Source organism: Kitasatospora sp. NPDC056327, from assembly GCF_042261735.1.
In the GTDB taxonomy this organism is placed as follows: Bacteria; Actinomycetota; Actinomycetes; order Streptomycetales; family Streptomycetaceae; genus Kitasatospora.
Window position 1 is genome coordinate 1 of the sequence record NZ_JBHJRC010000513.1, and the last position, 2,536, is coordinate 2,536.

At 75.8% G+C, this 2,536-nt stretch carries 3 protein-coding genes; 1 reads left to right on the plus strand and 2 read right to left on the minus strand.

Annotated features, from left to right (window positions below; translation table 11 throughout):
• Positions 1 to 48: 48 nt before the first annotated feature.
• Together ACFCX4_RS35885 and ACFCX4_RS35890 are read right to left on the minus strand one after the other, a co-directional pair.
• Entirely contained in the window at positions 49 to 393 is a 345-nt protein-coding gene (locus ACFCX4_RS35885) for a hypothetical protein (RefSeq protein WP_376151615.1), read from the minus strand.
• 114 nt (positions 394 to 507) lie between these two features.
• The gene (locus tag ACFCX4_RS35890; RefSeq protein WP_376151617.1) at positions 508 to 1,488 is read right to left on the minus strand and encodes a GNAT family N-acetyltransferase; all 981 of its coding nucleotides are present in this window, start codon (positions 1,486 to 1,488) and stop codon (positions 508 to 510) included.
• Between the two features lie 519 nt (positions 1,489 to 2,007).
• Here ACFCX4_RS35890 and ACFCX4_RS35895 point away from each other — a divergent pair.
• On the plus strand, positions 2,008 to 2,505 hold the full coding sequence (locus ACFCX4_RS35895) for a beta-class carbonic anhydrase (RefSeq protein WP_376151619.1): 498 nt from the start codon (positions 2,008 to 2,010) through the stop codon (positions 2,503 to 2,505).
• The last annotated feature ends 31 nt before the right edge of the window (positions 2,506 to 2,536 follow it).

Genomic DNA, 2,536 nt, shown 5'->3' on the forward strand with positions numbered 1-2,536 from the left:
CCCCTCGCCGGGGCGGCGGGCCGTCGTGTCGTGCGTCCGGTGCCGGGCTCACTCGGGGCGCGGCAGGTCGATCCTCTCCCGCTTGTGGGCGCCGATCACCTCGACGCCCTTGGTCCCCCGGACGCCGTCCAGCGGCAGTGCCTCCGTGTACGGGGCGGTGACGGGCAACTGGATGCCCGAGGGCAGCGAGCCGGTCACCTCGATGCCCCAGTACTCCGGCTGTCGCACGTAGACCAGCGGGACCAGGCGCACCGCCGTGTTCTCGTAGGGCTTCTCGCCGCTGACGACGAGGACGAAGGTGCCCGGGACGATCCCGGGCACCGCCTTGGCCTCGTCGAAGTCGATCAGGCGCACTGATTCCGGCCCCGGTCGCTGACCGAAGTCCTCCGTCATGGTGACCCCTTCCGTCGCCGAGTGTCATGAATTGATCACTCGTTGCGCAGGGTAGTCGAGGGTCGTCCACGAACCAGGCCTCCAACACGCCGTCGCCCCCGCCGGGCGGCGCGCTCAGAGCTCCTTGACCAGCCGGCGGTGGCCCGGCCCCCAGCGGTACCCGAGGGCGGCGTTCACCGCGACCATCGGGGCGTTGCCGACCTCCACCTCGGTGTGCGCGGTCCGCACGCCCAGGTCGGCCAGCCGCCGGGCGGCGTGCAGCTTGAGCGCGAGGGCCAGTCCCCGGCCCCGCCAGGGCCGCAGCACCCCGGTGTGGTCGAAGCGGCAGACCCGCGGGTCGGGCGTCGCGCGGGCGACCGTCGCGCCGACGATCCGGCCCCCGCACTCGGCGGTGAACGCCCAGTCCGGCCGGCCGCCCGGCCCGGCCAGGGTCTCGGCGTGCCAGGTGTCGAACTCCGGCAGGGCGTCGGCGAATCCGGGGTTGTCGCGAAGGGTCTCCCGGTAGAGCCGGTGGAGCTGCCGTGCGGGCTCCGGCGCGGTGCTGCCGGCGAGGGTGCCCAGCTCGACGCCGGGCGGCACCCGCGGGGCGGGCAGGTGCGGCCCCAGCGCGCCCACGGCCGACCGGACGTGGGCGTCCACCCGGTACCCCCGGCCCAGCAGCAGTCCGGTCAGGTCCGCCGGGGAGGGGCCGCCGGAGCGGTCCGACCCGCCGTGCCCGTCCGGGAGTTCGCCGAGCAGCCGGGAGGCGCCGGCGCCGCGCGCCCAGCGCTCCAGCCCGTCGTAGAGCGGCAGCAGCCAGGCCGGTGCCCGCCCGGGGGCGCTGACCACGAGCGAGGCGAGGTCGCCGGGCGGCGTCCAGGGGGCCCGCCAGGCGGTGGCGTAGGCGAGCAGGTCCTCCGACGGGCCCGGCTGGACGAGGCGGATCCGCCCGTGTCCGGTGAGCCGCCCCCGGTGGTCGGTGGAGAGCGCGTCCCCGGCGGGCAGCGCCTCGTCCCGGCGCCGCAGTTCGGCGGCCGTGACGGGCGCGGGCCCCGCGGCGGTGAGCAGCTCCGCCAGGGCGGGGCGGTCGGTGGCGGGCCGGAAGGGGCGGATCACCCGGGGCCGCCCGGTGCGAATGATCGGGTCACATGTGAAACCTTACTGGCCGTCGGTTCGTGCCGCCCGGGTTTTCCGCAACCGCCCGCCGCCCGACAGGCCTTGGCGGCTCGGGCTCGGGCTCGGGCTCGGCATCGACCTCGGGCGCGGGCCTGCGCCGCTGCGGCGGGGCGGCGGTCCTGCGGGACCGTCACCCGAGGGGGTGGAGAAAGCGGGATTCCCGCGCGGGCGGCCGTGGTGGGCAGTACGGTGCCCGCATGACCGTGCTCGTCCGCCGTCGTCACATCGACTTCGGCCGCATCCACTCCACCGGCTGTCCGGTCATCGTCTGATCGTTCGACCGCCCGGTCCGTCGAGCCGCGCCCCCGCACGGGGCCCCGCCGCCACGGCCGTCGCCCACCTCGCCGGGGAGCACCGCCGGCACGCGTGTCCGGCTGTCCCGGCAGCCGTGCGCCCGTCTGCCCGCGCACGCCCCCGGCCGACCACGATCCGACCGTTCCGAAGGGACGTCCCCTCGCCATGACCGACACCGCCACCGACCACTACCTGCGCAACAACGCCGACTACGCCGCGGCGTTCGACGGCCCGCTCCCGCTCCCGCCGGCCCGCCGCACCGCCGTCCTGGCCTGCATGGACGCGCGGCTCAACGTCTACGGCGCGCTCGGCCTCGCCGAGGGCGACTCGCACGTGATCCGCAACGCCGGCGGGGTCGCCACCGACGACGCCATCCGCTCGCTGGCGATCAGCCAGCGGCTGCTCGGGACTGAGGAGATCATCCTGATCCACCACACCGACTGCGGCATGCTCACCTTCGGCGACGACACCTTCCGGGAGTCGATCCGCGAGGAGACCGGCGTCAAGCCGCCGTGGGCCGCGGAGGCCTTCGCCGACCTGGAGACGGACGTCCGGCAGTCGGCCGCCCGGATCCGGACCAGCCTCTTCGTCCCGCACACGGACTCGGTGCGCGGCTTCGTCCTCGACGTGGCGACCGGACTGCTGAAGGAGGTCGAGCTCTGACGGACCGGGGGCGCCGGTGCGGCCCTCGCAC

Bases quoted from the DNA above. Each gene is read 5' to 3' on its own strand.
- ACFCX4_RS35895 (WP_376151619.1), top strand. From the start codon at position 2,008: ATGACCGACACCGCCACCGACCACTACCTGCGCAACAACGCCGACTAC.
- ACFCX4_RS35885 (WP_376151615.1), bottom strand. From the start codon at position 393: ATGACGGAGGACTTCGGTCAGCGACCGGGGCCGGAATCAGTGCGCCTG.